Origin of the sequence: Pacificibacter marinus (assembly GCF_900109555.1) — a bacterium.
GTDB classification, from domain to species: Bacteria; Pseudomonadota; Alphaproteobacteria; order Rhodobacterales; family Rhodobacteraceae; genus Celeribacter; species Celeribacter marinus_C.
In genome coordinates, this window is record NZ_FNZV01000009.1 from 72,397 (window position 1) to 94,970 (window position 22,574).

A 22,574-nucleotide genomic window follows, 5' to 3' on the forward strand; every position below is an offset into this window, starting at 1 on the left:
GATCTCCTAGAATTTAAAAGGTATCGGGGGCGGGTCTACCCTGCCCCCGTAACATATTTGTAAAGTCAGCGACGCAATTAAGCTTCAGCAACAACTTCTTCTACTGGAGCTTCTTCAAAAGCACCGAAATCAACGCCAGCGGCGCCCATTTGCTCGGTCATGCCATCAAGAGCCGCACGTGCAACAAGGTCACAGTACAAAGTGATTGCGCGTGACGCGTCATCGTTACCTGGGATGATGTAATCAATGCCAGCTGGTGGGCAGTTAGAGTCAACAACAGCAACAACTGGAATACCCAATTTGTTTGCTTCAAGGATCGCCAGATCTTCTTTGTTTACGTCGATAACAAAGATAAGGTCAGGCACGCCGCCCATGTCGCGGATACCGCCCAAAGACGCTTGCAATTTACCTTGGTCACGTTCCATGCCCAAACGCTCTTTCTTGGTCAGGCCTTCGGCGCCAGACGCAAGTTTTTCGTCGATCATTTTGAGACGCGCGATAGACTGGGAAACAGTTTTCCAGTTTGTGAGCGTGCCACCCAACCAACGGTGGTTCATGTAGTACTGCGCGCATTTTTCAGCAGCTTCAGCAACAGGACCAGCAGCTTGACGTTTGGTACCAACAAAAAGGATACGACCGCCTTTAGCAGCTGTGTCACGCACAACTTTCAACGCTTGGTCAAGCATTGGAACAGTTTGTGTCAAATCGAAGATGTGGATGCCGTTACGCTCACCGTAGATGAACTCCTGCATACGCGGGTTCCAACGCTGAGTTTGGTGACCATAGTGAACGCCAGCTTCAAGCAGCTGACGGATAGTGAATTCTGGAAGAGCCATATTCATGTTCCTTTTCCGGTTTATACCTGAGCGGAGGGTCTTCAGAGTCATGCTTTGCAACACGCCCCAACCGGTGGACCATTCAAGGATTTCTCCCTCGAGGGCCCGCCTCCGCCTGTGAAGTGACGCAGCTAATAGGGTGGCTTTGCCCTTTGCGCAAGTCAATAAGCCCCATTTTCATACGAATTGAGTGTTTATTCACCTGATCAGACCTATTCGCGGGCCAATCGCCGTTTATTACCAAACTTGCCCCGTTGAAACCCTTGCCATTTGGTCAAAAAATGCGCCAATGAGAGCTATGACACAGACATCAAATATCCTTTGTATTGGCTCCGTCCTGTGGGACGTTATCGGCAGGTCAGATCGCTCTATGCGGGTCGGATCTGATGTGCCGGGGCGGATCATTCGTGTGCCTGGCGGCGTTGCTATGAACATCGCTATGGCATTGTCACGCTTTGGCTTGAAACCCGATCTGTTAAGTGCCGTGGGGCGTGATGCTCAAGGCGATGAATTGATCGAGGCGGCAAATGTGCGCGGTATCGGCACCAATTACGTGTACCGATCCGAAGATTTGCCCAGTGACATTTATATGGCGGTTGAGGGTGCGAATGGCCTGATCGCTGCGATCGCCGACGCGCATTCGCTTGAGGCCGCAGGTGACAAAATTTTACGCGCCCTGTCTGATGGGCGTCTTGGCAGCGAAAACACACCTTATACTGGGCCTATTGCGTTGGATGGAAATCTGACTGTTGCGTTGCTGCGCAAAATTTCCACGTCGCCACTATTTGGGGCCGCTGATCTGCGCGTGGCCCCCGCCAGTCCGGGCAAAGCCGAACGGCTGCTGCCCTTGCTCGATCACCCTCGCGCCACGCTGTATGTGAATTTAGAAGAAGCGGGGCTTTTGTGCCACCAGACCTTTGACACCTCGCTTGCGGGGGCCTCGGCCTTGATTGCAAAAGGTGCGCACCGCGTTTTGGTCACCGATGGAGCCAAAGATGCGACGCTGGCCACCCAAAACGCCACATTTACCCAAACACCGCCCCCTGTGATGGTGGCGCGCGTCACTGGCGCGGGCGACACCTTTATGGCAGCGCATATTGCTGCTGAAATCGACGGTGCAGACCACGAAAATTCCCTTAGCCAAGCTCTTGAAGCTGCGGCCCTTTACGTCTCAGGAGACACTGACATATGACCCCTACTCTTCCGCTAATTCTGTCCCCAGAGGTTCAAGCCGCAAAAGACGCCGGCGGCGCAATTGTTGCACTTGAAAGCACGATCATCACCCACGGCATGCCTTATCCGCAAAATGTTGAAACCGCACGCGTGGTTGAGGCAGATGTCCGCGAAGCAGGCGCAACGCCAGCGACCATCGCGGTGTTGAACGGCGTGATCCATGTCGGATTGACGGACGATGAACTTGAAAGCCTCGGCCAAGCGCAAAACGTCGCCAAACTTTCACGCGCCGACATGGCCGTGTGTATCGCCACGGGCGGCACAGGAGCAACAACCGTAGCTGCGACAATGATTGCTGCGCATTTGGCGGGCATAAAAGTGTTCGCAACTGGTGGCATCGGTGGCGTTCATCGCGGCGCAGAAGAAACATTTGATATCTCAGCCGACCTTTTGGAATTAGCGCAAACAGCTGTTACGGTTGTGGCCGCAGGTCCAAAAGCGATTTTGGACATTCCAAAGACGATGGAAGTGCTTGAAACCCAAGGGGTTCCTGTCATCGTTTATGGTCAAGACACCCTGCCCGCTTTTTGGTCGCGCGCCTCGGAACATGCAGCACCTTTGCGGCTGGACACGGCCGAAGACATTGCCAAATCGGCCAACATGCGCACGCTTTTGGGACTTCCGGGCGGGCAACTGATCGCCAATCCAATCCCTGCGGCAGATGAAATCCCCGTTGATGTGATCATGCCCTTTGTGGAACAAGCTCTGAGTGAAGCTGAAGCCAAAGGCATCGCCGCGAAACAGGTTACGCCATTCTTGCTTGGTCGGATGTTTGAATTGACCGAAGGACGGTCTTTGACTGCAAATATCGCGCTCGTGCGCAACAACGCTCGCTTGGCCTCGCAAATTGCGCGCGCTTTATGTGCGTAGGCTGAAATTAATACTCAAAATGGCGTTATTCAGCTGCGGCTGTTATTGTGTCTACATGATTGTGTGCCTAGGTTCGCCTAGACACACAGTTGCGCAAAATTAGGTACTATACGTTCATATGACAAACCCATTTGATGATCAGACGCCCACGCCTATACAACGTCGCGGCATGTTCGGGGCCTTGCGGGCTTCCTTTTTCACTGGACTGGTTGTGGTCGCGCCGATTGGCCTGACCGCCTATGTCATTTGGACCGTCACAGGTTGGGTCGATGGCTGGGTTTTGACCTTTGTGCCCAAAGCCTATCATCCGGGCGAAGTGATCAATCGCTTGCTTGGATATACCGACCCTGCTAATCAGCTTCCGGCCAATTTACGCGGCGTTGGCGTGATCATTTTCCTAGTGTTCACGGTGATCGTCGGTTGGTTGGCAAAAGGGTTGATCGGGCGTTCGTTTATTCGCTGGGGCGAACGTCTTGTTGATCGCACGCCTGTGGTAAGGTCGATCTATAACGGTTTGAAACAAATAGCAGAAACCGTTTTCGCGCAAACAGATACATCCTTTGATAAAGCCTGTTTGATCGAATACCCCCGCAAAGGTATTTGGGCTGTTGGCTTTGTGTCCACCACCGCCAAAGGTGAAGTGGCATCACGGACCCCCGGGTCTGAGACGATGATATCTGTCTTTGTCCCAACCACGCCAAACCCGACATCGGGGTTTTTGTTGTTTTTCCCGACATCTGACGTGATTATCTTGGACATGACTGTTGAAGACGCCGCCAAATTGGTCATCTCAGCAGGGTTGGTTTACCCTAACGGCAAAGATCCAACCACACCGCCCAAAACACTGCCCTGACGCGGATATCCCACGTCAAGACAGCTTGGTTTGACCTTAAAGCGCGGTCCAGCCACCATCAATTGATAGTGTTGTTCCGGTCATTTGCGCTGCAGCGTCTGACGCTAAAAACACGCATGTTCCGCCCAGTTGTTCGACCGTGGCAAAGGCTTTTGACGGCTGGCGTTCCAAAAGAACTTCGCGGATCACTGTCTCGCGGTCCATGCCATATTTTTCCATTGTATCAGGGATTTGCGCCTCAACCAGTGGAGTCAAAACATATCCAGGGCAGATGGCATTGGCAGTGATATCTTCTTCGGCGGTCTCTAATGCTGTGACCTTGGTCAAGCCAACAACACCATGTTTGGCCGCGACATACGCGGACTTAAACGGTGATGCTGTCAATCCGTGAGCAGAAGCAATGTTGATCACCCGCCCCCAACCAGCGGCACGCATTTTGGGCAACGCGGCTGCGGTGGTGTGAAACGCTGAACTCATATTGATCGCGATGATTGCGTCCCATTTATCAGTGGGAAATTCATCGATTGCAGCGACATGTTGAATGCCGGCATTGTTCACCAAAATATCGCAAACGCCAGCCTGTTCTATCAATGCGCGACAGGCCTCGCCGTTGGACATATCCGCCGAAATATAGCGTGCCTTGACGCCAAACTCATCTGCAATGCTCTGCGCCAATGCGTGATCTTCTGGGGTATCTGTAAAGGAATTAAGAACCACATCTGCGCCAGCTTTGGCCAGTTCGCGTGCCACGCCAAGGCCGATGCCAGAATTTGATCCCGTGATCACCGCTGTTTTGCCGTTGAGAGTCATCCGTTTTCTCCTGCCGTTGTGCTTTTTCACCGTACTTATGGCCAGAATAGATGCTGCACATGCAAAGCAAAGCAGAATCGATACCTTGATGGAAGAATCGTTTTTCTATTGTCCGCGAGACATGTGATTGGGAAAAGGCTCCGGTTACACCACATTGTGCAAGCGCAAAATGGTCAAGCCAGCTTGGCTATATGTGAAACAAGGCAAAAAAAAACGCCCGCACAAGGCGGGCGCAAAGTTATTGAGGCAGGTTTCATACAGGCAAGAAACCTATCGAGCAGTGACCTCTTTATACGCGTAAGTTTACGGCCCTCCAAGCTAAAAGTTTGAAACCCCACCCCAAGCAGCCTAAGCTGCGATGTAATAAAACCACAGGCATGGAGGCATTGCTTTAACAATGGCAACGCAGTTTTTCGGTAAAACAATAAAGACAACGACAGCTTTGGCTCTGTGCTTGGCGGGCTCAATAGCCTTTGCCGAACCAAAACATGGCATCGCTATGTATGGTGACCCCGACCTACCACAAGGTTTCGTGTCTCTACCCTACGCCAACCCAGATGCGCCCAAGGGCGGAAAAATCGTCACGGGCGAAGGTGGCACCTTTGATAGTTTGAACCCGTTTATCCAAAAAGGCTCTACGCCTTGGCAGTTGGGATATATGTTGGCTGAAAGTTTGATGGGGCGCTCTTATGGCGAACCTTTCGCGCTTTATGGCCTTTTGGCCGAATCCATCGATGTAGGGCCGAATCGCAAATGGGTTGAATTTACACTGCGCCCAGAGGCGAAATTCTCGGATGGCAGCCCTGTGACGGTCGAAGATGTGATGTGGTCCTATGAGAAACTCGGCACCGAAGGCCACGGGCGCTACGCCTCTTTGTGGCTGCAAATCGAAAAGTTGGAACAAACCGGCCCACATTCGGTCAAGTTCACCTTTAACACCGACAACCGCGAGCTGGCCTTGCTTGTCGGCATGCGCCCTATTTTGAAAAAGGCGCAGTGGGATGGCAAAGATTTCACCAAATCCGGCTTTGACCAAATCCCAATCGGATCTGCGCCCTATGTGGTTTCGGATTTCAAAGCGGGCAGTTTTGTCGAATTGACCCGAAATCCTGACTACTGGGGCCAAGATGTGCCATTCATGCAAGGACAGGCAAATCTAGACACTATCCGTTGGGAGTTTTTCGCGGATTCAAGCCTTGTAATAGAAGCTTTTAAAGCCGGTGAATTGAACGCGCACCGTGAATTCAATGTGCAGACATGGGAAGACCAATACAATTTCCCCTCCATTGAAAAAGGCGATGTGGTCAAATCCATTGTGCCGCACCAGCGCCCATCAGGCATGACCGGATTTGCAATGAACACGCGCCTGCCCGAATTTCAAGACTGGCGTGTGCGCCAAGCTTTGATCGAAGCATTTAACTTTGAATACATCAACGAAGTGCAAACTGGATCAAAACAGTCGCGCATCACTTCGTACTTTTCGAACTCTGTGCTTGGCATGAAAAATGGACCTGCAACAGGCAAGGTGGCTGAACTGCTTGCACCTTTCGCGGACGAATTATTGCCCGGTGCCATCGACGGCTATGCGATGCCGCAAACGAATGGCACGCAAAACGACCGCAAATCCATGCGGCGCACTTTGGGGCTTTTTGAACAGGCCGGCTGGACCGTACAAGACGGCGTGATGAAAAATGCAAATGGCGCCGCGTTTACGTTTGAAATCGTTTTGCAAGTTGGCGACGACGAAAACCAATCGATCATAGACACCTATGTCACGGCGCTCAAACAGCTGGGCATTTCCCCCAAGGTGACAGTCGTCGACAGGCCGCAATACACAGAGCGCATGAACAGGTTCGAATTCGGCATGACCAATTTCCGCCGCGGTCTGTCGTTGTCACCTGGCAATGAACAAAAACTATATTGGGGCTCTGACTCGGCACAGACCGAAGGATCGCGGAATATTATCGGCATCCAATCTGACGCAGTTGATACGTTGATCGACAACATTCTGTCATCGCCCAGCAAAGATGATTTTCTTGCTGCAACCCGCGCCTTGGACCGTGTTTTAACATCTGGGCGCTACGTTATTCCGATTTACCAGTGGAATATCTCTCGTCTTGCGCACGCAAAAGAGTTAAAATTCCCCGAAACATTGCCGATCTATGGCGACTGGATCGGTTGGCAACCTGATGTATGGTACTGGAAAAAGTAATGAAAACGATATTTGCTTTAATTTTGATGACAGTTTTGGCGTCTTGCGGCACAGTTGCAGGCGTCGGTGAAGATATCTCTGGCGCATCGCGCACCGTGCAAGGGTGGCTTTGATCCATAAAACTTTACTCTGTATGATATTGTGCGCCGCAGTTTCGGGCTGCGGCGTTGCGCGCGTGGGCGTAAAAACAGGCGCTAAAATCACCAAAACGGTGATCAAAACAAGTGTCACGGTTGTCCGCTGACATTTTGTAGAGCATCTCATCTGTCACCAGAATTTTAGCCGTGACAGATGCCAGATCGAATTCTTAAATCCAAACATAAAAAAACCCCCGGATGCTGTTTCTCGCATCTTCGGGGGGTATTGGGGTCAAACGCCAGTCGTCTTGGGAAACACTGCTCGAGGGGGTATTTGCCTGACCCTAAACTGGTTGTGGGCTGCGGAAGCGTTCTTATCTTTTGATCTGCTCAACCGTGCCTGTGAGGTATTCGATTTGGCTCAATTCATGTGTCAACGATCCGCCAACAGGCAGCCAATCCAAAGCCCCGGCTGCGATCACCAAAGATGCAAGCGCACCCAATGCCAATGTGACAACCGGCAAACGTAGGCGATGCGGCAAAGAAAGCATGCCATGGCGACCAAGAGCGCGACCTTGGAAGGAAGTGAAGGAGTTGTCAGAATAAAATGCCATGATCGGAAACCCATTGAACTATTTGATTACAATACCTTAACAACGTTTTCACGCCCAAGTCACGCAACGCGAAACGTAACAATTCCATCAAGCGCGCCCTTAATTTTTACGCAAACAAAAAGAGAACAAAAGTGGACCTCCGCCCTTTTGCAAAGTTGCAAACCCTGTAAATCCCTAAATGTAGGTCAATGAGAACATCTGATTTTTATAAAATCGTGAGCGGCAAGAATATTTTCCTTTTCGTAGATTCGGTTTTCATTCGTCTGCAAATACGCTAGCAACCTATGAACATGAACTTTCAGACAGATTGGACCAAGCCAAATGATCAAACTCGATATTTTCTCTGATCCCATTTGCCCTTGGTGCTACATTGGAAAGGCCCGCCTTGAGGCAGCTCTTGAACAGCGCCCCGACCACCCTTTCGTTGTCGAATGGCACCCCTTTCAATTGAACCCCGACATGCCCAAAGACGGTATGGACCGACGTGCATATCTTGAGGGAAAGTTCGGCGGGACACAGGGCGCCAAAACGGCGTATCGCCCGATTGTCGACACGCTCGCGCAAGAGCTGCCTGATGCCGATCTTGGCAAAATCAAGAAAACCCCAAACACCATGGACGCCCACCGGTTGATCCATTGGGCGGGACTTGAAGCGTTGCAAACGTCAATGGTGGACGCGCTTTTTGCCGCCTACTTTACCCAAGGCCGTGATATCGGTGATCATGAAGTGCTGGCAGATATTGCCGATACTGTCGGAATGGACGCTTCGGTTGTGATGCGCCTTTTGAGCAGCGATCAAGATGTCGAGCTAATTTCATCACGCGACACCCACGCGCGCGAACGCGGCATTACTGCCGTTCCGATGTTTGTTGTCGCCCAACAGCACGCGGTATCAGGCGCGCAAAACAGCAAGCTCTGGGTCGAAGTCATTGATGAATTGATGGCAGGAGCAACAGACACGACGCATTGATTTTGCCGTAAAACGGTGGGGGCAGGCACAATCGCCCTGCCCCAAATCAAATGAATTTCTTGTCAAAACCGCCTATTTACCAAGCGGAATATCTGCGCACTATTTGGACACAACCTTGGCGAATTTCGCTAGGTCCTGGGCAATCGAAAACGCGCCTTTGATTTTGTCACTGTCTTTTTTCCAGTCACGGCGCACGATGATTTTATTGTCTTTGACCTTGGCCAAGCCTTTTTGGCTTTGAATAAAATCGACCAGCCCAACAGGGCTTGCATATTTATCGTTGTGGAACTGAATGGTCACACCCTTTGGCCCGCCATCCAAACGCCCGATACCTGCCTCACGACATTTTTCTTTGATCCGCACGATTACCAATAAAGTATTGACCTCTTTGGGTAATTTACCAAACCGGTCAATCAATTCAGCGGCAAACCCTTCGAGTTCAACTTTGGTACGCAGACCGGACAAGCGGCGATACAGCCCCAAACGCACGTCCAAATCTGGCACATAGGTTTCTGGGATCAAAACAGGTACGCCAAGATTGATCTGCGGTGCCCATTGCCCATCATCATCCAAATTGACCGCTTCATCACCAGATTTTATCTTGGCAATCGCCTCTTCCAGCAGGTTTTGATACAGCTCGAACCCCACCTCTTTCACCTGTCCTGATTGCTCTTCACCAACCAGATTTCCCGCGCCGCGGATATCAAGATCTTGCGACGCCAGCGTAAATCCCGCGCCAAGCGTGTCGAGACTGCCCAAAACGCGTAGACGCTTTTCGGCGGTGGGCGTTAAAGGAGAGCGCGGCTTGGTGGTCAAATACGCATATGCACGGGTTTTAGCGCGACCAACACGGCCGCGAATTTGATAGAGTTGCGCCAAACCAAACATATCAGCGCGGTGGATGATCATCGTGTTCGCGGTTGGAATATCAATGCCACTTTCGACGATTGTGGTGGCCAAAAGCACATCATATTTACCATCATAAAACGCGTTCATACGGTCATCGAGTTCACCCGCGGCCATTTGACCATGACCGACAACCACACTGACTTCGGGCACTTCGCGGCGCAAAAAATCTTCGATTTCAGGCACATCTTTGATGCGTGGAACCACGAAAAATGATTGCCCGCCGCGGTAATGTTCACGCAAAAGCGCCTCGCGGATCGTGACAGTATCAAACTCAGACACATAAGTTCGGATAGACAAACGATCGACCGGCGGCGTGCCAATGATCGACAAGTCACGTACTCCAGTCAGCGACATTTGCAAGGTGCGCGGAATGGGGGTGGCGGAGAGCGTAAGAACATGAATGTTTGATTTCAGCGACTTAAGGCGCTCTTTGTGTGTAACGCCGAAACGCTGCTCTTCATCGACAATCATCAAGCCAATGTTGTTAAAGCGCACATTCTTAGCCAACAACGCGTGGGTGCCGACGACGATATCCACCTCGCCAGAGGCCAAGCCATCCCGTGTGAGCGCCATATTTTTAGCCGAGACAAAGCGCGACATCGGTCGCACATTGATCGGAAATCCGCGAAACCGCTCAGCAAAGGACCTGTAGTGTTGTCGCGCCAAAAGCGTGGTTGGTGCAATCATCGCGACCTGCACACCACACATCGCAGCAATAAAGGCCGCGCGCATTGCCACTTCGGTTTTACCAAATCCAACATCACCGCAAATCAACCGATCCATCGGACGGCCCGCTTCGAAATCGTCCAGCACGTCTTCGATTGCGCGCATCTGATCTTCGGTCTCAGTATAAGGAAAGCGCGCGCAGAATGCTTCCCACATGTCATCAGGCGGCAACATGATCGGCGCTTTGCGGATATGGCGTTCGGCGGCGATGCGGATGAGTTTTTCAGCCACTTCCTTAACGCGCTCTTTCATGCGCGCCTTTTTAGCCTGCCACGCCCCACCGCCAAGCTTATCAAGCATACCTTCGTCGTGACCATAGCGACTTAGAAGTTCAATGTTTTCAACAGGAAGATACAGTCGATCCCCGCCAGAATATTCCAAAAGCAAACATTCATGCGCTGCACCAAGAGCTGAGATCACCTCGAGGCCTTGGTAAATACCGACGCCATGCTCGACATGCACAATCAAATCACCAACGGACAAGTTTGAATGCTCTGTCAGAAAGTTTTCAGCACGTTTTTTACGGGTTGGACGACGGATCAGGCGATCACCAAGCACATCTTGCTCGGAAATCACAGTCACGCGACCCCCATTTATATTGGCCTCAAATCCTTCATCCAATGGCCAAATGGCAAGATAGACCCCACCAATCCCTTCGGGCACATCACGCCAGTCGCCAATTTCGGTTGTGCCGGTCAGGTTTTGATCATGCAAAAGCGTCGCAATACGGTCGCGCGCACCCTCAGACCATGTGGCCAAAATCACTTGGCCCTCTTTACGTTTTGCATTAATATGGTCAGACAAGCTTTCGAAAAGGTTAAGTTTTTCAACTTGTCTTTCTGGTGCAAAGCTACGCCCCAAAACACCGCCTGCATCAATCACGCCCAGCCCAGTGGGCAACGGCAACGCATGAAAATGCAACACGCGGCGACCTTCAATTTGCGCCTCCCAAGCGGCATCATTGAGGTACAAAAGCTCTGGAGGACACGGTTTGTAAACACTGTCCATCCGACCTTTGGCTTTGAGCGCCTCAGAGCGGTTTTCGTACTGATCTACAATGCCATCCCAGCGTGAAAGACGTGCAGCAGTCGATTGATCATCAAGGGAAATTGTTGCTTTTGGTATATAATCAAAAAGCGTTTCTAGACGCTCATGAAAATACGGCAACCAATGTTCGATCCCTGCATGTTTCTTGCCCGCTGACACAGCTTCGTAAACGGGATCATCCGAGCCAGCAGATCCAAATTCTATCCTATAGTTTTGACGAAATCTCGTGATCGCCGCCTCGTCCAAAATCACTTCTGATACAGGCGTAAAGGTCACCTCTTTTAGGCTTGTCGTGGTGCGTTGGGTGGCCGGATCAAAGCGTCGCAAACCATCCAATTCATCCCCAAAGAAATCAAGCCGCACAGGCAGATCATGCCCCGGCGCAAACACATCAATGATCCCGCCTCTGATGGCGTAATCACCGGGCTCAACCACAGTCGGAGCCTGTGTGAACCCCATGCGTACCAAAAAAGCACGCAGGTTTGCTTCGTTGATACGTTCGCCGACACGGGCGGTAAACGCGGCCTCGTTCAACGTGGCACGCGCAGGTACGCGTTGGGTCGCAGCCGATAAAGTTGTCAACAGAATGAAACGCTTAGGGGCTGCACCATGGGCCAAAGCCGCCAAAGTTGCCATGCGGTGCGCAGACACATCCGCATTGGGCGACATCCTATCAAACGGCAAACAATCCCACGCAGGAAAGTCTAAAACAGGTAAATCAGGCGCAAAAAACCGCAAGGCCGTGCGCAGCGCAGCCAGACGTTTATCATCGCGCGCCACATGGATCACAGCGCCGTCGGACTTGGCAATCTCTTGGGCTAATAAATAGGCGTCAAAGCCTTCTGGCGCGCCGCCAACTTGGATATGGGTGCTGGTGCTCATGTTATTATCCGCCCAATGGACCTGTAGCGATATTTTGGTACATGCCCCACATCGCAGTGATAAAAATGGAAAACATTCCAATGGATTGCGTAAAGAACCTATGGCGCTTTAAAATCGAAATCAGAGCAAGTCCTGTTGGATTATTTTCTCTTATCTTCATGGCAGTTTTGATGCTCATCACTCCAAGAATACTCATAGGAAGCGCCATCAGGAAAATGGCTTGGGCCAATTCGACACCGTAGAATGCCCCCAGCACAAACAAGATCGTCAAAATCCCGCTGACAAGCCCAATCATGACAAGCCCTGACACTTCGGCAATATTCAGAATGCGGCCGATGTTGATGCGGATCATGCTCTCAACATCCTTCATCTTTTCGCCGCCTTCATGGGCCGCCTTATGCGCCATATCGTAAGGCACGCCCAATACATAATGAGAGGCCGTGGACCATAGAACCGCCAGAGCGATCCAGTACCACAAGTTCGAAAAGGACCGCATGTCGATCACTTCAAAAATAGTTTGATAGAGGTTCAAAACGGCAATTCTTTCTGATCTCTGGGCATATTTATAACGGCTTGAAAGACTTTAAGCTGCGGGCGCGGCGATTCCCACCCTTGATGAGCGGTAAAATCCATGCCACCCCATAGCTGATAGAATTCGCATTTCATATGCGCGAAAGGACAGATCATGACTCGCACAATTGCACCCTACCCGCTGACACGTTTGCGCCGCACCCGTAAGATGAACGCACTGCGCGGACTGGTCCGTGAAAATGCGCTGGAAGTGCATGATTTGATCTGGCCGGTTTTTGTGCAAGACGGCGAAAACAAACGCACACCGATTGTATCTATGCCCGGCGTTAACCGTTTGTCGATCGACCTTTTGGTCAAAGCCGCCCGTGAAGCATTTGAGCTGGGCATTCCTGCTATTTGCTTGTTTCCATATATAGAACAAGATCTTAAAACCGAAGATTGCGCTGGCGCATGGGACAGTGACAATCTGGTCAATCGTGCCATTCGTGCCATCAAAGCCGAGGTGCCCGAGCTTGCGATCATGACAGATGTGGCGCTTGATCCATACAACATCAATGGCCATGACGGGTTCGTTGTCGACGGGGAAATCGTCAACGATATGACCGTTGAAGCCTTGGTTAAAATGGCCGTCGCGCAAGCTGAAGCGGGCGCAGATATCATCGGACCATCGGACATGATGGATGGGCGCATTGGGACGATCCGCCGTGCGCTTGAAGTCGGTGGTCACTCGAACGTGACTATTATGTCCTATTCTGCCAAGTATGCCTCTGCCTTTTATGGTCCATTTCGCGATGCTGTTGGGGCTTCTGGTGCGCTTAAAGGTGACAAAAAGACCTATCAGATGGATCCTGCGAATGCCGAAGAAGCACTGCGTCTGGTTGAGCGCGATCTGAGCGAAGGTGCGGATATGGTGATGGTCAAGCCCGGCATGCCATATCTCGATATTTGCCGGTCCGTGCGTGATCGGTTTGGCGTACCGACCTTTGCGTACCAAGTGTCTGGCGAATATGCGATGATTGCAGCGGCGGCGCAAAATGGTTGGATTGACCGAGAAAAGACCATGCTGGAAAGCCTGATGTGCTTCAAGCGCGCGGGTTGCAACGGGATATTGACGTATTTTGCGCCCGAAGTTGCGCGAATTTTGACGCGCTAACCCGATAAAAGAGACTCATTGATCATAAGTTTAGGGAAAATCTGCCGAAACGCGACCAAATGACCAATAAGCAATGACAACCCCTGCATGCGCATTGTAAGCTGGGTAAAAGGGCCACAGAGCCTGATTTCATGAGGATAAGCACCCATGGCGGTGACACAATAAAAGGCAGTTCTATGACCAAAGCATTGGCACAGATGACAACTAAAACACTTTCAACAGCAAACCGTCGAACATTTATGATCGGCCTTGGCGCAACGGCCCTTGCGGCCTGTGACAACGGATTGCGCGGCAATGGCGCGTCACGTATTGATGCGCGCGCCGATGCGTCGTTGCAGTATCTGTTCAGCCAATACCCCAACACCGTAGAATTGCGTGATAAATCTGTAGGCATGTTGGTGATGCCATTGGTGACCAAAGCGGGCCTTGGCCTGGGCGGTTCTTATGGACGCGGTGTTTTGCGGGTCAACAACACAACGCTTGATTATTATTCATCAACGCAAGCCTCATTCGGATTGCAAATCGGCGCACAGCAATATGCGCATGTGCTGTTTTTCATGACCAATGACGCTTTGTTGAAATTCCGCAGCTCACCTGGTTGGGCCGCTGGTGCTGATATCGAATATGCGCTGAACAACCGTGGTGAAAACCTGTCTGCTGATACCACGACCTCAAGTTCACCTGTGATTGCTGTTGTCTTTGGACAAGCAGGTTTGATTGCTGGGGCAACGGTTGAAGGGACAAAATACACGCGTATTATTCCGTAGGATTCACGCGTTTAAATCCTAAATTAACGAAAAAAACGCCCCAGTTACGGGGCGTTTTTCATTTATTACGTTAAGATAATGCAGCGCAGCTATGGAACGGTTTCTTCCAAAACCCCATCCATACTCATCTGCGCATACAGCAGACCTTCACGCAGACCACGATCCGCCACAGACAAGCGGTCCGTTGGCCAAATCCGCAACAACGCTTGCAAGATGGCAGCGCCAGACATGATCAATTCTTGGCGATCCCGACCAATCCGCGGATCACGCCGCCGACCTTCTGGGCCAAGATCAAGATAATCGCGGATCACACGGTCAATTTGCTCGGATGTCATTCGCAACCCATCGACTTTGTTGCGATCATAACGCCGTAACCCAAGGTGCGATGCGGCAACTGTTGTCACCGTTCCCGATGTGCCGATGATCTGAAATCCCTCACGACAGGCGTCATTGGCATAGGGCGCAAAATCGGCCAGCTTTTCTTCGAACAACCAAGACATCAACGCAAAGCGTGCGGAGTCATCATCGACGTCTTGGAATTGATCTTTCAGCGTGGCAACGCCAAGCGGTACGGAAATCCAGTCGACCACTTTGGCGTGAGGAAACGGACTATCAGCGTTGTGAAACCCACGATGCAACCGCATGATCGCGCGTGGGCGTTCGATGCGCGGCACAGATGACAGATCAATCCAAACCAATTCGGTCGACCCGCCACCAATATCCACCACCAAAAGCTGTTCGGTTTTGGTCGACACCAGCGGCGCACACGAAATCACGGCAAGGCGTGCTTCTTCTTCTGGTTTGATAATCTCAAGATCGATGCCGACCTCGCGACGCACCGCGCGCATAAACTCACGCGAATTGTGCGCACGTCTGCAAGCTTCGGTGGCGACAAGCCGCATGCGTTTTACGTCATGCTTTTCAAGCTTTTTACGACACACTTTTAGCGCCTGAATTGTACGAGAAATTGAGGCTCTGGACAAACGTCCAGTCTGTTCCAACCCCGCACCAAGCTGCACGGATTTGGAAAAGCTATCAATCACATGAAACTGACTGCCCTTGGGTTGAGCAATCAACATGCGACACGAATTTGTGCCGAGGTCCAACGCGGCATAAAGCTGCGCAGGGTCGACTTTTGCAGGTGCGAGAGGCTCGACCGCTTTGGGGAACGCGCCCGCACCATAGGGACGCTTGGGCGCCATATTACACGCCCTCCATTTTGAGTTGGTTTGATCTTACGCTCAAAATTGGAAAAGCTGCAAGCCTAGTAAGCGACAGATTCATCACGTTTTATGTGATCTTATCGTGCGTTTTGGATGTGGCTCATAACCTTGTTGAGAATTTTTCCAATTCAGACGACTTTCCGTGACTGGTATTGATCCCGCCTTTTCTTTAGTCCTAACGCCAACGCATCCCTGCGACGTAACTATTGAACCGAGGCTTACATGTCAGAACTTACACTCATTTACTGGCGCGATATTCCTGCACAGGTCCGTATTGGCCGTGGTCGCAAAGCGGCGCGCGCTGTTTTGCCGGAACGCTTTGAACAGGCAATCGACCGTGTTGCCATGCGCATTGGCGCAACCGAAGGCGACGCATACATGGCGGAATGGCGCGATGTGTCAGGCGGCGATGTGACGGGCGATGCCCAAGCCGCAGCTGATTCCAAAGCCGCCGAACTGGATGCAGCCTTTGACAAAGAGACTTTGAAAGCGTTTGTCGATAACAATGGCTTTGCCCCGACCGCTTAAACAGCCCAACGTTTTTCTGGCGCGTGTATGTTCGGCACTTTATGCCAAATACAGCGACCACCTGCCCCAATAAGGATGATCCACATGACCCGCACCGTGATCGAAAGCAAAACCAAAACCGCCGTGATTGGCTTTGACGAACCATTCTGCGTGATCGGCGAGCGCATCAATCCCACAGGACGCAAAAAACTTGCGGCGGAATTGGAGCTTGGTGATTTCTCGACTGTTGAACGCGATGCCATTGAACAAGTGCTGTGTGGCGCGACCATTTTGGACATCAATTCAGGCGCTGTCTTTTCCAACAAAATGGCCGAAGACCCCCGTTACGCGGACAACAACTTTGTAGAACCGCCATTGATGCGCGAATTGATCACACGCATCCAAGCCATCGTTGATGTGCCTTTGTGCATCGACAGCTCTGTTCCTGCCGCTTTGGAAGCTGGGCTTGAAGCGTCCGAGGGCCGCCCATTGTTGAACTCGGTCACCGGAGAAGAAGAGCGCCTTGAGTTGGTGTTGCCGTTGGTCAAAAAATACAACGTGCCCGTTGTGGCGATTTCAAACGATGACACAGGCATTTCTGAAGACCCAGATGTGCGCTTTGCTGTGGCCAAAAGAATTGTCGAGCGCGCTGCCGATTTTGGCATTCCAGCCCATGACATCGTGGTGGATCCACTGGTGATGCCCATCGGCGCGATGCGCTCAGCGGGCCAACAGGTGTTTACACTGGTACGTCGCTTGCGTGATGAGTTGGGCGTGAACACAACGTGTGGCGCTTCAAACGTGTCATTCGGCTTGCCGCATCGTCACGGCATCAACGCCGCATTCTTACCCATGGCGATTGGCGCGGGCATGACGTCTGCGATTATGAACCCTGTGCGGTCTCAAGAAATGGAAGCCATCCGCGCGGCCAACCTACTGATGAACCACGACCCAGACGGCACCCAGTGGATCAGCTTTAGCCGCATTTTAGACGCTATGAAAGATGGCGCATCTTACGCCGAGGCCGCCAAAACTGCCGCTGAGGCTGGCGGTTCTGGTGGTGGGCGTCGTGGTGGCGGACGTCGGCGTCGCGGTTAAGGTTTAAAGACAAAGGATACGACAATGGCGCGCTTGATTGCCCTAAACAAACCTTTCGATGTTCTGTCTCAGTTCACCGACAAAGGCTTAGACGGCACCAAGCGCGCCACCTTGTCTGATTTTGTCAAAGTGCCTGCGGTCTATCCCGCTGGACGATTGGATCGCGATTCAGAAGGCTTGCTGCTGCTCACCGATGATGGTCCACTTCAAGCCAAGATATCTAACCCGAAAAACAAAATGGCCAAAACCTATTTGGCGCAAGTCGAGGGCAATATTTCTGACGAAGCGATTGATCACCTGCGGCGCGGCGTTGAATTGAAAGATGGCATGACCCGTCCAGCCAAAGCACGCCGTATTGCAGAGCCGACAATGCTGTGGGACCGCACACCGCCCGTGCGCTACCGCAAATCTGTGCCTGATAGCTGGCTTGAATTGACCATTTCTGAAGGCCGCAATCGCCAAGTGCGCCGCATGACCGCCCATGTTGGATTTCCCACGCTGCGCCTGATCCGCGTGGCCATTGGACCGTGGACGATTGGCGGGCTGAAAAGTGGTGAATGGCGTGATGAAGACATCAGTAAATTGAAATGAGTGCCCTGACATGAACGACACCACACAAGACACATCGCAAGATCCGTTGGTGATTTTCACCCCGTCTGGCAAACGCGGCCGCGTGCCCAGCGGCACCACCGTTTTGGCGGCAGCGCGTCAACTTGGCGTCGATCTTGATTCCGTCTGCGGTGGGCGTGGCGTGTGTTCCAAATGTCAGGTCCAGCCATCGTTTGGCGATCATTCAAAGCATGGGATCAGCGCAAATCCAGACGCGTTGACCGAATTTAACGCGGTTGAAGAACGCTATGATCGTGTGCGCGGCCTCAAACCAGGGCGCCGTTTGGGCTGTCAGGCTTGCGTGACCGGCGATGTGGTTTTGGATGTTCCGGCGGAAAGCCAAGTTCACAAACAGGTCGTGCGCAAAGCCGCCACAACCCGCCATATCGAAATGGATGTAGCAACGCGGCTCTATTATGTTGAGGTCGCCGAGGCCGATATGCACGATCCCGCTGGCGATTGGGAACGCACGCAGATGGCGCTTGCAAACAGTTGGAGCATCAACGGCGTCACCCTGCCCTTTAATATGTTGGCGCAGCTGCAAAACGCGCTGCTTGATGGCAAAAACGCCGTCACTTTGGCACTGCACACCGCCCGTGCGGGCCAAACGAAAGTGATTGGCATCTGGGCAGGGTTCGCTGAACCAAACCTGTTTGGGCTTGCTGTCGATCTTGGGTCGACCACCATTGCTGCGCATTTGACTGACCTGATCAGCGGTGATGTAAAAGCCTCTGGCGGTGTGATGAACCCGCAAATCCGCTTTGGCGAAGACCTCATGTCGCGCGTATCCTATGCGATGATGAATGAAAGCGGCGCGGCGGATATGACCGCGGCTGTGCGCGATGCGATGAACACTTTGGCGCAAGATTTGGCGCGCGAAGCAGGTATTTCAGTCACGGATATTTACGAGACCGTGTTTGTGATGAACCCTGTGATGCACCATCTTTTGCTGGGTCTTGATCCCATTCCTTTGGGCCAAGCGCCCTTTGCTTTGGCGCTGTCATCGTCATTGGATGTGCCCGCGCAAGAGATCGGATTGAATTTCGCGCCCAATGCACAGGTCTATATCTTGCCTCTGATTGCGGGCCACGTCGGGGCAGATGCCGCAGCAGTAGCCCTGTCTGAGGCACCGCAAACCGTTGATCCACTGACATTAATTGTCGATGTTGGCACCAATGCTGAGATAATTTTGGGCAATAAAACCCGTGTCTTGGCCTGCTCATCCCCGACGGGGCCAGCCTTTGAAGGTGCGCAAATTTCCAGCGGTCAGCGCGCAGCCCCCGGTGCGATTGAACGCGTTGAGATTGACCTTGAGACAAAAGAACCGCGCTTCAAAGTTATCGGCTGTGATCTGTGGTCCACGGACCCTGAGTTTGCCGTGCAAACCGCCACCACAGGTGTCACGGGCATCTGCGGATCTGGTATTATCGAAGCCGTGGCAGAAATGCGCATGGCTGGTCTTTTGGATGCCAGCGGCTTGATCGGATCGGCAGAGGCCACAGGCACAGCGCGCTGTCGCCCAACGGGACGCACCCACGCATATCTCTTGTTTGACGGATCAGCAGACGGCGGTTCTGTTGTAGAAGTGACCCAAGGCGACATTCGCGCTATTCAACTTGCCAAATCCGCGCTCTATGCAGGCGCGCGTTTGTTGATGGATGAATTTGGCACCGATACAGTGGACCGTGTGGTGCTGGCTGGCGCGTTTGGCGCACATATTTCGCCCAAACACGCGATGGTTTTGGGCATGATCCCTGACTGTCCATTGGAACATGTAACCTCTGCGGGCAACGCCGCAGGTACAGGCGCGCAAATCGCACTTTTGAACGTTGCAGCACGGCGCGAGGTCGAAACATTGGTGCAACAAATCACCAAGGTTGAGACCGCGATTGAGCCGCGTTTTCAAGAACATTTCGTTGAAGCCAATGGCATTCCGCATGCAACTGCACCGTTTTCAGGGCTACGGGCGATCGTGCCCCTGCCCGATCCGTCCTTTAACACTGGCGGCGGTGACGGCACACGAGGACGCAGACGCGGGCGGCGCGGATAAACTTGTATTTCGGGCGCAGCTACAGACTTGACGCTGCGCATGAGAGACCCTAATCAGGTCCAACAGAGCGGGTATGGTGAAAAGGTATCACGGCAGCTTCCCAAGCTTTAGTTACGAGTTCAATTCTCGTTACCCGCTCCAATTTATATATGTCTGACGTCAGCATATCGTGGCCACAAGTCAAAACACATTGCGCGCTTCATCCTAATTGGCCTGTACACAGGAACGCGCAAAGACGCGATAATCAGAATGGGTTTCTCCAAAAATACAATCGGCGGCTGGTTTGACCTCGAGGCTGGCATCATGTTTCGCATGTCCGAAAGTGAACGCATCACGAAAAAGCGCCGTACACCTGCCCCGATTCCACGCCAACTATTAGGGCACCTTAAACGATGGCAGTCGCAAGGATGCCGTTGGGCAGTCGAGTACAATGGAGGTATGATCAAAGACCCTAAACGCGGCTTCGCAAAAGCTGCAAAAGAAGCGGGGCTGACAGACGTATCGCCACACACCTTAAAGCACACAGCAATCACCTGGGCGCTGCAAAACGGCGTTAAAACATGGGAGGCATCGGGATACTTCGCGACCAGCCAAGAAACCATTGAAAAAGTCTATGGGCACCATGCCCCTGACTTCATGGAATCTGCAAAAAGAGCCGTAGAAAGAAGACGGAAATGAGAGTTTCCGTTACGCGTAACAGATCCAAAGAAAATGTGAAATTGCTAAGTCATTGATTTTATGGTGCACCCAGCAGGATTCGAACCTGCGGCCTCTGCCTTCGGAGGGCAGCGCTCTATCCAGCTGAGCTATGGGTGCGTCTTTGGTCGGTATAGGCCAAGGGTTTGGGGGGTGCAAACGATTTTCGCACCGCCCCTGATTTTCATATTTTAGGCAAATAGATCGTGGCACAACTCAAGCGCTGAGACCAATGTGTCGACGTCTTCTTTAGTGTTGTACATCGCAAAAGACGCGCGGCAAGTGGCAGTGACGCCCAAGTGTTCCATCAGCGGCATCGCGCAATGCGACCCTGCCCGCACAGCTACGCCGCGTTTATCGAGCACTGTGGACAGGTCATGCGCATGTGCGCCAGCCATGGTGAATGAAAAAATCGCACCTTTGTCAGGAGCCGTGCCTTGGACTTGCAACCAGTTCAGGCTTTGCAGCTTGGCGCTGGCATAACGCGCAATTTCGGCTTCGTGCTGGGCTATATTTTCCATGCCGATATCCATCAGCCAATCAAGAGCCACACCCATACCGATGGTTTGCACAATGCCAGGCGTGCCAGCTTCGAACTTCATCGGTGGCTTGTTGTAACACACGGTTTCGCGGGTCACGGTGTCAATCATATCGCCGCCGCCCATAAAGGGACGCATCTCGGCTTGGCGATCTGGGTGGACATAAATCGCACCAGACCCAGAGGGACCATATAGTTTATGACCCGTGATGGGATAAAAATCACAACCGATATCTTGCACATCGACAGGCCCGTGTACGGCCCCCTGCGACCCATCGATCATCGTCGCGATGCCTTTTTCACGCGCAGCAGAACAGATGGTTTTCACATCAACCCGCGTGCCTGTGACGTTGGACATATGGGTAACAGCAACCAATTTGGTTTTAGGCCCCATCGCGTCAATCACCGCTTGAGCATCCAAGCTGCCATCAGGGGCGCAATCAACCCATTTAATCACAATGCCCATGCGTTCGCGCAAGAAATGCCACGGCACGATATTGGCGTGGTGTTCCAAGATCGACAAAACGATCTCATCCCCAGCTTTCAGGCGTGGCATGGCCCAACTGTAGGCGATCAGATTGATGGCTTCTGTGGTGCCAGATGTGAAAATAATATCGTCTTCGTGTGGGGCATTTAGAAACGTCTTAACAATACCGCGCACGCTTTCATATTTGTCGGTCGCAAGATTAGACAAAAAGTGTAAGCCACGGTGAACATTTGAATATTCTTCTGAATAAGCCCGCGTGATTGCATCAATCACCACCTGCGGTTTTTGCGCTGACGCCCCGCTGTCGAGATAGGTCAGCGGCTTGCCATTGACCTCGCGCGACAAGATTGGAAACTGCGCACGGATGGCAGATACATCATACATGAGAGGCCTCTTTCGGAAAGGCGACTTCGACCAGCCCCAATCCCCAGAAAAGTGTGAATGCCGCAAAGGCAATAAATCCGATAAGCGTCACCCCTGCCCCTGTGCCGATAAATCCAACCACAAGACCATAAAGCAACCACAAAGGAGCAGCCGCCAAAAGCGCCCAAAAGGTCGCCATGCGAACCTCATAAGCGGATTGTTTACCGCCAACGAGGCGCAACACGAGATGCAGCGCCCCTGCCAAAACATAAAGCACCAAAGGCATTATAAAGACCCATGCCAACAGTGCCCCACCGATGTGGACTTGGATATCTTGCTCTGCTTCAAACGCGACACGGGCCAAACGGGGCCACTGCGCGACGAAAATCAGACTACAAGCCAACATGACAGTGACCAAGGCGCCGCTTTCATCAACCTGTGGGCCGATGCGATGCCGCAGCACCGCACGTGGGGTGCGGTACGTGCGTAAAATATCTAAAACGACGCCCATATG

At 52.2% G+C, this 22,574-nt stretch carries 21 protein-coding genes and 2 tRNA genes; 14 read left to right on the forward strand and 9 right to left on the reverse strand.

Annotated elements, in window-relative coordinates; all coding sequences use genetic code 11:
- Positions 1-77: 77 nt before the first annotated feature.
- Positions 78-836: a 30S ribosomal protein S2 gene (rpsB, locus tag BM025_RS12350; protein ID WP_085849874.1), complete on the reverse strand. Its 759-nt coding sequence runs from the start codon at positions 834-836 to the stop codon at positions 78-80.
- 298 nt (positions 837-1,134) lie between these two features.
- Here rpsB and BM025_RS12355 point away from each other — a divergent pair, with 298 nt between their 5' ends.
- From BM025_RS12355 to BM025_RS12365, 3 genes are all read left to right on the forward strand, one after another.
- Positions 1,135-2,028, forward strand: coding sequence for a PfkB family carbohydrate kinase (locus BM025_RS12355; RefSeq protein ID WP_085849875.1), 894 nt, complete (start codon positions 1,135-1,137; stop codon positions 2,026-2,028).
- A complete protein-coding gene (locus BM025_RS12360; RefSeq protein ID WP_085849876.1) occupies positions 2,025-2,939 on the forward strand; it encodes a pseudouridine-5'-phosphate glycosidase in 915 nt (304 codons plus the stop codon). Before BM025_RS12355 ends, BM025_RS12360 begins: the two co-directional genes overlap by 4 nt.
- A gap of 118 nt (positions 2,940-3,057) precedes the next feature.
- Complete coding sequence (locus tag BM025_RS12365; protein ID WP_085849877.1) at positions 3,058-3,792, forward strand: DUF502 domain-containing protein; 735 nt, start codon at positions 3,058-3,060, stop codon at positions 3,790-3,792.
- Positions 3,793-3,828: 36 nt separating this feature from the next.
- Here BM025_RS12365 and BM025_RS12370 read toward each other — a convergent pair whose 3' ends face one another.
- Positions 3,829-4,602: a 3-hydroxybutyrate dehydrogenase gene (locus tag BM025_RS12370; RefSeq protein WP_085849878.1), complete on the reverse strand. Its 774-nt coding sequence runs from the start codon at positions 4,600-4,602 to the stop codon at positions 3,829-3,831.
- A 397-nt stretch (positions 4,603-4,999) separates the two neighbouring features.
- Here BM025_RS12370 and BM025_RS12375 point away from each other — a divergent pair, with 397 nt between their 5' ends.
- Together BM025_RS12375 and BM025_RS12380 are read left to right on the forward strand one after the other, a co-directional pair.
- Positions 5,000-6,814: an extracellular solute-binding protein gene (locus tag BM025_RS12375; RefSeq protein ID WP_085849879.1), complete on the forward strand. Its 1,815-nt coding sequence runs from the start codon at positions 5,000-5,002 to the stop codon at positions 6,812-6,814.
- Entirely contained in the window at positions 6,814-6,927 is a 114-nt protein-coding gene (locus BM025_RS12380) for an entericidin EcnA/B family protein (RefSeq protein ID WP_085849880.1), read from the forward strand. Before BM025_RS12375 ends, BM025_RS12380 begins: the two co-directional genes overlap by 1 nt.
- A 338-nt stretch (positions 6,928-7,265) precedes the next feature.
- Here BM025_RS12380 and BM025_RS12385 read toward each other — a convergent pair whose 3' ends face one another.
- Positions 7,266-7,505 carry a hypothetical protein gene (locus BM025_RS12385; RefSeq protein WP_085849881.1) on the reverse strand — a complete coding sequence of 80 codons (240 nt, stop codon included), beginning with the start codon at positions 7,503-7,505 and terminating at the stop codon, positions 7,266-7,268.
- A gap of 321 nt (positions 7,506-7,826) precedes the next feature.
- Here BM025_RS12385 and BM025_RS12390 point away from each other — a divergent pair, with 321 nt between their 5' ends.
- Positions 7,827-8,474, forward strand: a complete 648-nt coding sequence (locus tag BM025_RS12390; protein ID WP_085849882.1) for a DsbA family oxidoreductase — start codon at positions 7,827-7,829, stop codon at positions 8,472-8,474.
- Between the two features lie 99 nt (positions 8,475-8,573).
- On the opposite strand, the gene mfd is transcribed toward BM025_RS12390, so the two are convergent.
- Together mfd and BM025_RS12400 are read right to left on the reverse strand one after the other, a co-directional pair.
- Positions 8,574-12,038 (reverse strand): transcription-repair coupling factor, encoded by a 3,465-nt coding sequence (mfd, locus tag BM025_RS12395; protein ID WP_085849883.1) that lies wholly within the window; start codon positions 12,036-12,038, stop codon positions 8,574-8,576.
- Between the two features lie 4 nt (positions 12,039-12,042).
- Complete coding sequence (locus BM025_RS12400; RefSeq protein WP_085849884.1) at positions 12,043-12,570, reverse strand: component of SufBCD complex; 528 nt, start codon at positions 12,568-12,570, stop codon at positions 12,043-12,045.
- A 153-nt stretch (positions 12,571-12,723) separates the two neighbouring features.
- On the opposite strand from BM025_RS12400, the gene hemB reads away from it, so the two are divergent.
- Together hemB and BM025_RS12410 are read left to right on the forward strand one after the other, a co-directional pair.
- Positions 12,724-13,722 (forward strand): porphobilinogen synthase, encoded by a 999-nt coding sequence (gene hemB, locus BM025_RS12405; RefSeq protein WP_085849885.1) that lies wholly within the window; start codon positions 12,724-12,726, stop codon positions 13,720-13,722.
- 176 nt (positions 13,723-13,898) lie between these two features.
- Positions 13,899-14,489 carry a lipid-binding SYLF domain-containing protein gene (locus BM025_RS12410; RefSeq protein ID WP_244515672.1) on the forward strand — a complete coding sequence of 197 codons (591 nt, stop codon included), beginning with the start codon at positions 13,899-13,901 and terminating at the stop codon, positions 14,487-14,489.
- 89 nt (positions 14,490-14,578) lie between these two features.
- Here the strand turns inward: BM025_RS12410 and BM025_RS12415 are convergent, their stop codons facing one another.
- Positions 14,579-15,691, reverse strand: a complete 1,113-nt coding sequence (locus BM025_RS12415; RefSeq protein WP_085849886.1) for a Ppx/GppA phosphatase family protein — start codon at positions 15,689-15,691, stop codon at positions 14,579-14,581.
- A 243-nt stretch (positions 15,692-15,934) separates the two neighbouring features.
- Between BM025_RS12415 and BM025_RS12420 the strand changes: the two genes are divergently transcribed.
- The 6 genes from BM025_RS12420 (at position 15,935) to BM025_RS12445 (ending at position 20,654) form a co-directional block, all read left to right on the forward strand.
- Positions 15,935-16,240, forward strand: coding sequence for a virulence factor (locus BM025_RS12420; RefSeq protein WP_085849887.1), 306 nt, complete (start codon positions 15,935-15,937; stop codon positions 16,238-16,240).
- A gap of 84 nt (positions 16,241-16,324) precedes the next feature.
- A complete protein-coding gene (locus tag BM025_RS12425) occupies positions 16,325-17,317 on the forward strand; it encodes a methyltetrahydrofolate cobalamin methyltransferase (protein ID WP_085849888.1) in 993 nt (330 codons plus the stop codon).
- Positions 17,318-17,341: 24 nt separating this feature from the next.
- Entirely contained in the window at positions 17,342-17,908 is a 567-nt protein-coding gene (locus tag BM025_RS12430) for a pseudouridine synthase (protein ID WP_085849889.1), read from the forward strand.
- Positions 17,909-17,918: 10 nt separating this feature from the next.
- A complete protein-coding gene (locus tag BM025_RS12435) occupies positions 17,919-19,976 on the forward strand; it encodes an ASKHA domain-containing protein (RefSeq protein WP_085849890.1) in 2,058 nt (685 codons plus the stop codon).
- Positions 19,977-20,043: 67 nt separating this feature from the next.
- Positions 20,044-20,117 (forward strand) — tRNA-Gly (locus BM025_RS12440).
- A 108-nt stretch (positions 20,118-20,225) separates the two neighbouring features.
- Complete coding sequence (locus tag BM025_RS12445) at positions 20,226-20,654, forward strand: site-specific integrase (protein ID WP_085849891.1); 429 nt, start codon at positions 20,226-20,228, stop codon at positions 20,652-20,654.
- A 61-nt stretch (positions 20,655-20,715) separates the two neighbouring features.
- On the opposite strand, the gene BM025_RS12450 is transcribed toward BM025_RS12445, so the two are convergent.
- The 3 genes from BM025_RS12450 to BM025_RS12460 all read right to left on the reverse strand — a co-directional run bounded on the left by BM025_RS12450 (position 20,716) and on the right by BM025_RS12460 (position 22,571).
- Positions 20,716-20,792: transfer RNA gene (locus BM025_RS12450), tRNA-Arg, on the reverse strand.
- A gap of 71 nt (positions 20,793-20,863) precedes the next feature.
- A complete protein-coding gene (locus BM025_RS12455) occupies positions 20,864-22,081 on the reverse strand; it encodes a cysteine desulfurase (protein ID WP_085849892.1) in 1,218 nt (405 codons plus the stop codon).
- On the reverse strand, positions 22,074-22,571 hold the full coding sequence (locus BM025_RS12460) for a YIP1 family protein (RefSeq protein WP_085849893.1): 498 nt from the start codon (positions 22,569-22,571) through the stop codon (positions 22,074-22,076). Before BM025_RS12460 ends, BM025_RS12455 begins: the two co-directional genes overlap by 8 nt.
- Positions 22,572-22,574: the final 3 nt, after the last annotated feature.

What these genes read in the sequence shown, in the direction of transcription:
- BM025_RS12355 (WP_085849875.1), top strand. Translation starts at nt 1,135, where the DNA reads ATGACACAGACATCAAATATCCTTTGTATTGGCTCCGTCCTGTGGGAC.
- BM025_RS12430 (WP_085849889.1), top strand. Translation starts at nt 17,342, where the DNA reads ATGGCGCGCTTGATTGCCCTAAACAAACCTTTCGATGTTCTGTCTCAG.
- rpsB (WP_085849874.1), bottom strand. Translation starts at nt 836, where the DNA reads ATGGCTCTTCCAGAATTCACTATCCGTCAGCTGCTTGAAGCTGGCGTT.
- mfd (WP_085849883.1), bottom strand. Translation starts at nt 12,038, where the DNA reads ATGAGCACCAGCACCCATATCCAAGTTGGCGGCGCGCCAGAAGGCTTT.
- BM025_RS12370 (WP_085849878.1), bottom strand. Translation starts at nt 4,602, where the DNA reads ATGACTCTCAACGGCAAAACAGCGGTGATCACGGGATCAAATTCTGGC.
- BM025_RS12375 (WP_085849879.1), top strand. Translation starts at nt 5,000, where the DNA reads ATGGCAACGCAGTTTTTCGGTAAAACAATAAAGACAACGACAGCTTTG.
- BM025_RS12380 (WP_085849880.1), top strand. Translation starts at nt 6,814, where the DNA reads ATGAAAACGATATTTGCTTTAATTTTGATGACAGTTTTGGCGTCTTGC.
- BM025_RS12410 (WP_244515672.1), top strand. Translation starts at nt 13,899, where the DNA reads ATGACCAAAGCATTGGCACAGATGACAACTAAAACACTTTCAACAGCA.
- BM025_RS12365 (WP_085849877.1), top strand. Translation starts at nt 3,058, where the DNA reads ATGACAAACCCATTTGATGATCAGACGCCCACGCCTATACAACGTCGC.
- BM025_RS12460 (WP_085849893.1), bottom strand. Translation starts at nt 22,571, where the DNA reads ATGGGCGTCGTTTTAGATATTTTACGCACGTACCGCACCCCACGTGCG.
- BM025_RS12420 (WP_085849887.1), top strand. Translation starts at nt 15,935, where the DNA reads ATGTCAGAACTTACACTCATTTACTGGCGCGATATTCCTGCACAGGTC.
- BM025_RS12390 (WP_085849882.1), top strand. Translation starts at nt 7,827, where the DNA reads ATGATCAAACTCGATATTTTCTCTGATCCCATTTGCCCTTGGTGCTAC.
- BM025_RS12445 (WP_085849891.1), top strand. Translation starts at nt 20,226, where the DNA reads ATGGGTTTCTCCAAAAATACAATCGGCGGCTGGTTTGACCTCGAGGCT.
- BM025_RS12385 (WP_085849881.1), bottom strand. Translation starts at nt 7,505, where the DNA reads ATGGCATTTTATTCTGACAACTCCTTCACTTCCTTCCAAGGTCGCGCT.
- BM025_RS12455 (WP_085849892.1), bottom strand. Translation starts at nt 22,081, where the DNA reads ATGTATGATGTATCTGCCATCCGTGCGCAGTTTCCAATCTTGTCGCGC.
- BM025_RS12435 (WP_085849890.1), top strand. Translation starts at nt 17,919, where the DNA reads ATGAACGACACCACACAAGACACATCGCAAGATCCGTTGGTGATTTTC.
- BM025_RS12415 (WP_085849886.1), bottom strand. Translation starts at nt 15,691, where the DNA reads ATGGCGCCCAAGCGTCCCTATGGTGCGGGCGCGTTCCCCAAAGCGGTC.
- BM025_RS12425 (WP_085849888.1), top strand. Translation starts at nt 16,325, where the DNA reads ATGACCCGCACCGTGATCGAAAGCAAAACCAAAACCGCCGTGATTGGC.
- BM025_RS12360 (WP_085849876.1), top strand. Translation starts at nt 2,025, where the DNA reads ATGACCCCTACTCTTCCGCTAATTCTGTCCCCAGAGGTTCAAGCCGCA.
- hemB (WP_085849885.1), top strand. Translation starts at nt 12,724, where the DNA reads ATGACTCGCACAATTGCACCCTACCCGCTGACACGTTTGCGCCGCACC.